Below are 5,267 nucleotides of genomic sequence, written 5' to 3' on the forward strand. Positions count from 1 at the left end.
GTGCCGGTCGCCCCGGCCCCCAGGAGGCACCCCGATGCAGTACGCCGCGCCCGCCGTCCGCCCCCTGCACACCGCCGCGCTCTCGGCGCTGCTGGTGTGGACGGTGGCCGCCTGCTCGGCCGGCGGACGGGAGGCGGACCGCCCGGCCGGCACCGCGCCGGCGACCGCTCAGTCCCCGGCCGCGCTCCCGTCGGCCGCCGTGGCGCCCGTGCGCCCCCGGGGGGGGGCGCGGGGGGGCCCCCTGTCGCGTTCGCCCTGGGCCTGGCGCTACTTCGCGGGGGGGCCACGGGGGCGCGCCTCGCCCGGCCCGCCCTTGGTCATCACGATGATCAGCGCGAACGACTGAAGGCCGGTGAGGAACTGGGTGATACAGACGAACAGCAGGGACGGCCGCAGCAGCGGCAGCGTGATCCTCCAGAAGACGGTGCCGGGCCCGGCGCCGTCGAGCGACGCGGCCTCGTAGTACGACCCGGGAATGGACTTCAGCCCGGCGGTCAGGATGAGGATCGCCGAGCCGACCGAGGCCCAGGCCTGTACGACGACCACCGACGGCAGCGCGGTGTCCGGGTCCTGGAGGAACGCCACCGAGCCGAGCCCGACGGCGTTGAGGACGCCGTTGACGAGCCCGCCCGGCTCGTACATGTACTTCCACACGTTCCCGACGGCGACGACGGTCGTGACGATCGGCAGGAAGTACAGGGTGCGCCACAGCCCCTGGAACCGCAGGTTGTCGATGCAGGTGGCGACGACCACGGAGCCGGCGAGCGCGAGCGCCACGGTGCCCAGGGCGAACAGCAGCGTGTTGGTGAGGATCGGCGCGAGGAAGGTCGACCCGTCCGCGAAGAGGCCGGTGAAGTTGTCCAGGCCGACCGGATCGATGTCGCTCAGGTCGAACCCGGCCCAGCGGGACGTCGACAGCAGCAGTGCGAAGCCGAGCGGCAGGATCAGGAACACCGCGAAGAACAGCAGCGTCGGCGCCAGGAACAGATATGCGACGACCGTCTGGCGGCGCCGGGTCCGGCTGCGGGTGTGGACGGCGGGCCCGGCGGATCGCGGGCCGTGCGCCGCCCGTTGCGTCGTCTCCGGCGTCAGGACGTTCACCATGAGCGCGACACCTCCTGGTCGACCTGACGGCGGGTGGTGCGCAGGGCCGCGTCGACCGACTGCTGACCGGTCCACAGCGCCTCGATGTTCTTGCGCAGCAGTGACTTGGCCTGCTGCGCACCCGGCACGTTCGGCTCCGGCACCGCGTACGAAAGCGCGTCCAGGAACGGGCGCAGGTTGGGATCAGCGCCCTCGCTCAGGAGCGTCCGCATGTCGTCGGAGCGTCCGGTCAGGGAGCCGACGGACACCTGCAGGGAACTCATCCGGGTCGCCGTCGCGCCTTTCCGGGCGTTCTTCACCCGCACCTTCTCGGTGTTCAGCCAGCGCAGGAACTCCCAGGCCTCGCGCGGGTGCTCACTGGCCGCGTTGACCCCCAGCATGAAGCCGGTGGAGAGGGTCGCGCGCCGGTCGCCCGCTTCGGGGACGGGCACGGGCGCGACGCCGACGTCGCGGTAGTCCTTGCCCATCAGGGCCTTCAGGCTCCCCGTCCACCAGCCGGCGCTGACCACCATGGCCACCTGGCCGGACGGGAACGCCCTGTAGACGTTGACGCCGGGGGCGCTCGCGCCTTTGGTGACGAGGCGCTGCTCCAGGTCGAACACGGCCCGCCCGGCCGGCGAGTCGATGGCGGTGCTCCTGCCGTCCGCGGCGACGAACCTTCCGCCGGCCGCGTTGAGCAGGGCGAGTGTCTGGCCGACGGTGGTGGAGTCGTCGTAGGTCGACAGCCCGAACCCCTGGACCAGCGTGTTGCCGTACCGGTCCGTCCTGGCGGTGCGGTAGGCCGTCTCCTCCAGCTCCCGCCAGGTGCGCGGCGGGCCGACGATGCCGGCCTCGCGCAGCAGCCGCTTGTTGTAGTAGAGGGCGTACGTCTGCGTCTCGGTGGGGTAACCGTAGACCTCGCCGCCCACCGACGCGGCACCGACCGCGGCCTCGCCGTAACCGCGCCTGATCTCCGCGGCGTGCTCGGTCGGAGCGGGCCGCAGGACGCCGGCCTGGACGAGCTGGCCGTTCCACAGGCAGTACGGGTGGATGATGTCGGCGCCCTGGCCCGCGGCCTGCCGGACCATGAACGTGGTCAGCAGGTCCGTGAACTCCACGGCCTTGGTCCGCACCTTGACCCGGTCGTGAGTGGCGTTCCACTCGTCGACCGGGCCCTGCAGGGCCGCCTTGAGCTCCCCGCTCGCGTAGTGGGAGAGGAGGGTGAGGACGATTGGATCCCCGGGCCGCCCGGTGCCCTGGTGCGGCGCGGCGCATCCGGAGACGAGCAGCGCCGAAGGCAGTGCGAGCGCGAAGTGACGGCGGCTCAGGCCGCCGGCTCGGCGGGCCGGCGTCACCGGGCGGCCTCGCGGCGCAACACGCGGAACACCCGGGTCGTGGTGAAACCGGTCTTGCGGTACAGGTGGCCCGCCGGGGACTGCGCGCCGGTCCACAGGAACCACGCGGAGTGCGCACGGCGCGCCCGCATCCGCTCCAGGACCAGGTGGAGCAGGACCTTGCCGAGTCCGGTGCCGCGCATCTCCTCCAGCACGCCGAGCGGACCGAACCGCTCGTCCACCGAGTCGAAGGCGCCGTGCATCGCCCAGCCGACCAGGCGGCCGGATGGATCCCGGGCGACGACGATCCGGTCGAGCGGCGTGCCCGCGGCCAGACACTCCCGGATCGTGCATGCCCAGTCGGGGCCGAAGTGGTTCCCGGCGAGCGCGAACAGCTCCACCAGGTCGTCGTCGCGCGGGGTGCCGAACCGGTAGCCCTGGGACGTCAGTTCGTCCAGGCGGCGTACGACGTCCTCCGGGATGCGGTAGCCGACCAGGCCGCGGTCCATCGCGGCCGCCTCGTACAGAGTGCGGAAGCCCAGGGACTCGAGGAGCCGGGCCGCTTCCGGGTACGCCTCGGCGTCGAGGCCGGGGAGGACGTAGTTCGGGGTGTACGAGGAGAAGTCCACCCTGGTGCGGCCGTGGCCGTGCAGCCAGTCGAGGGCATCGGTCAGCAGCCGGCGGCCGAGGCCGCGCCGGCGGGCGGCCGGGTCGACGAAGAAGAACGGGATCCAGCCCTGGTCCGGCTCCAGATCGGTGCCGGCCATGGGCCTCAGCCGGCGCACCGCGTAGGCCGCGCCGACGACACGGTCACCGTGGGCGGCGACCCTGAGCCCGTCCGGATCGAAGTTGGGGTCGAGCAGCACCAGGGTGCGGAAGCGCTCGGGGGTGATGGAGTCGGCGGGCGCGCTCCGGCGCCACGCCTCCACCAGCCGTGGTCCGTCACCCGCGCGAAAGCCGCGGATCCGGGCCGGGGATGTCGTCGTCGTGCGATCGGTCATCGACGGGGTTGTCCTTCCTTGGTGAGGACAGCGTCCGCGGCGTCGTCGGCGGGGCTGGTGCGGCGCTGGTGACGGCAGCGGCTGCCCCGCCCCGGCGGAGGCCGGTCGGCACGGCTGCCCGACACGCCTTCCGTGCACATCTGTTGAACGTGCAAGCGTCCGCCCCTGTCACGGGCGGAGCGACACGTCGTCGGCGCACCACCGGACGAGCGGCACCGGTGGACCGGACAGCGGTGCTGGGGCGTTGCCCGTGTCGACGGCATGGCCTCCGCAAAGGGACACCGCGGCGGCCCCGGCGAAACTCCCCCGCTGGGGCGAGCGGCGGATCCTCGCCGACGCGTCCGGCGAGGGGACCGGGCCGGTCGGCGACCACGAACCGTACGCCGGTACGGGCCGGCGAGGCGAGGCTGTCGTCCGTGCTCATCCTTTGGCCCCGTCTGCCGGTGACACCTCGAAGCGGTTGTCGGAAATTTACTGGTATACCCTGCAATTTGGCAATGATCTGCCGACCTGCCGCGCTCCACGATCCGGCTCCGGACGGTCCGTCACCCCGCCGGGCGTGGGCCTGCGATCACCTCCAGGAGCGCGTGAATCAGGAGTCTCCGCGCCGCCCGGTGCACCCGGGGCCCCGCTCGCCGCCACCGATCTCCTGGCGACGGCCATCGTCCTCGGCGTGGCCGCATCGACCTCTTCACCGGCGCGTCCACGACCGTCGACACCCTCCTGATCGTCGTGTCGGCCGTCGCCTTCGTCGTCGGTCCGCCGCTCGCCCGGTGGCTGCGCCGCAGGCGTCCGCGGGTGTACGCGGACTTCGCCGCCGAGCCCGCCGAGCCCGCCGGGTGTCGGACGTGATCCCTAGGATGCGTCACATGGACGTCATGGGCGACATAACCACCAGACTGCGGGAACTTCGGGCCGCCGACGCCGATCGCCGGCTGTTCGGTGCCCGCAGCCATGACTACCGCGTGGGTGGCCCTGTCGACGAGGCCGAACTCGAGGAGCTGGAACGACGCGTCGGCGCACGTCTGCCGGAGGGCTACCGGGAGTTCCTCACGGCGGTCGGGGACGGCGCTCCCGGACCGTACTACGGCATCCTGCCCCTCGCCGAAGCGACGAGCAGGGTCACCGGGACATGGGGTGCCGAGGCGCTCGGTGCGGACAGCCCGCTCGACTCCGACGTCGACTTCCGGCACATGCTCGGCGGGCCCGGCACCTGGAACCGGCACGTGGCCCGACTCGGATCCGATCCGTCCTACGCCGCGGGCTTCGAGCGCCTCCAGGCCGAGTACTCCGGCGCCCCTTGGGCCAACGGGCGCCTGCCCGTCGCGGACCACGGCTGCGGCGACTGGTTCTTCCTGGTCCTGCGCGGGCCCCGGCGGGGGAGCATGTGGGTCGACTCCCTGGACAGCGCCACGGGGCTCTACTGCCTGGAGACCGACTTCCTCACCTGGTACGTCCGCTGGCTCGACGACGCCCTGGAACGCACGGCATCGGGCGACTTCGGCCCGGTCCACGACCCGCACCCGACTCTGAGGTTCGGTGACAGCACGCGCAATCCGTGGACTTCGCGGCGCCGGTGAACCGGTTTACAGTGACGCGACCGTGCCGGCCCTCCGCCGGCTGCCGCGAGCAGACAGCCGTGCACGACGATCGGAGCGGTGGATGACCAGTCGAGTGATGTTGATCTCCCCGGCGTTGAATCCGTCCCTGCGTCAGGCCCGTTTCGACGACGGCTGCCCGCTCGACCCGGCCGGGGCGGCCCGCGCCCGGTCCGCCGCCGGGGCCCTGCCCACCGCCGACCGTACTGTCGTAGCCCCCACAGTCCGCTTCCTGTCGACTGCCGAGGAAC

General features: G+C 72.6%; 4 protein-coding genes and 1 pseudogene. 2 read left to right on the forward strand and 3 right to left on the reverse strand.

Features of this window, described 5'->3' with window-relative positions:
- Positions 1–267: 267 nt before the first annotated feature.
- The 3 genes from ACFW2E_RS40985 to ACFW2E_RS40995 are packed head-to-tail and all read right to left on the reverse strand — an operon-like array spanning position 268 to position 3,418.
- The gene (locus ACFW2E_RS40985; protein WP_384475455.1) at positions 268–1,104 is read right to left on the reverse strand and encodes a carbohydrate ABC transporter permease; all 837 of its coding nucleotides are present in this window, start codon (positions 1,102–1,104) and stop codon (positions 268–270) included.
- Entirely contained in the window at positions 1,098–2,438 is a 1,341-nt protein-coding gene (locus tag ACFW2E_RS40990) for an ABC transporter substrate-binding protein (protein ID WP_384475457.1), read from the reverse strand. The genes ACFW2E_RS40985 and ACFW2E_RS40990 overlap by 7 nt, the downstream gene beginning before the upstream one ends.
- Positions 2,435–3,418: a GNAT family N-acetyltransferase gene (locus tag ACFW2E_RS40995; RefSeq protein ID WP_384475460.1), complete on the reverse strand. Its 984-nt coding sequence runs from the start codon at positions 3,416–3,418 to the stop codon at positions 2,435–2,437. The genes ACFW2E_RS40990 and ACFW2E_RS40995 overlap by 4 nt, the downstream gene beginning before the upstream one ends.
- Before the next feature lie 869 nt (positions 3,419–4,287).
- On the opposite strand from ACFW2E_RS40995, the gene ACFW2E_RS41000 reads away from it, so the two are divergent.
- Positions 4,288–4,998 carry an SMI1/KNR4 family protein gene (locus ACFW2E_RS41000; protein WP_384475462.1) on the forward strand — a complete coding sequence of 237 codons (711 nt, stop codon included), beginning with the start codon at positions 4,288–4,290 and terminating at the stop codon, positions 4,996–4,998.
- Positions 4,999–5,080: 82 nt separating this feature from the next.
- Positions 5,081–5,267 (forward strand): annotated as a pseudogene (locus tag ACFW2E_RS41005) (histidine phosphatase family protein); the annotation flags it as partial.

Origin of the sequence: Streptomyces sp. NPDC058964 (genome assembly GCF_042741275.1) — a bacterium.
GTDB lineage: Bacteria > Actinomycetota > Actinomycetes > Streptomycetales > Streptomycetaceae > Streptomyces.

What these genes read in the sequence shown, in the direction of transcription:
- ACFW2E_RS40985 (WP_384475455.1), bottom strand. Translation starts at nt 1,104, where the DNA reads ATGGTGAACGTCCTGACGCCGGAGACGACGCAACGGGCGGCGCACGGC.
- ACFW2E_RS40995 (WP_384475460.1), bottom strand. Translation starts at nt 3,418, where the DNA reads ATGACCGATCGCACGACGACGACATCCCCGGCCCGGATCCGCGGCTTT.
- ACFW2E_RS41000 (WP_384475462.1), top strand. Translation starts at nt 4,288, where the DNA reads ATGGACGTCATGGGCGACATAACCACCAGACTGCGGGAACTTCGGGCC.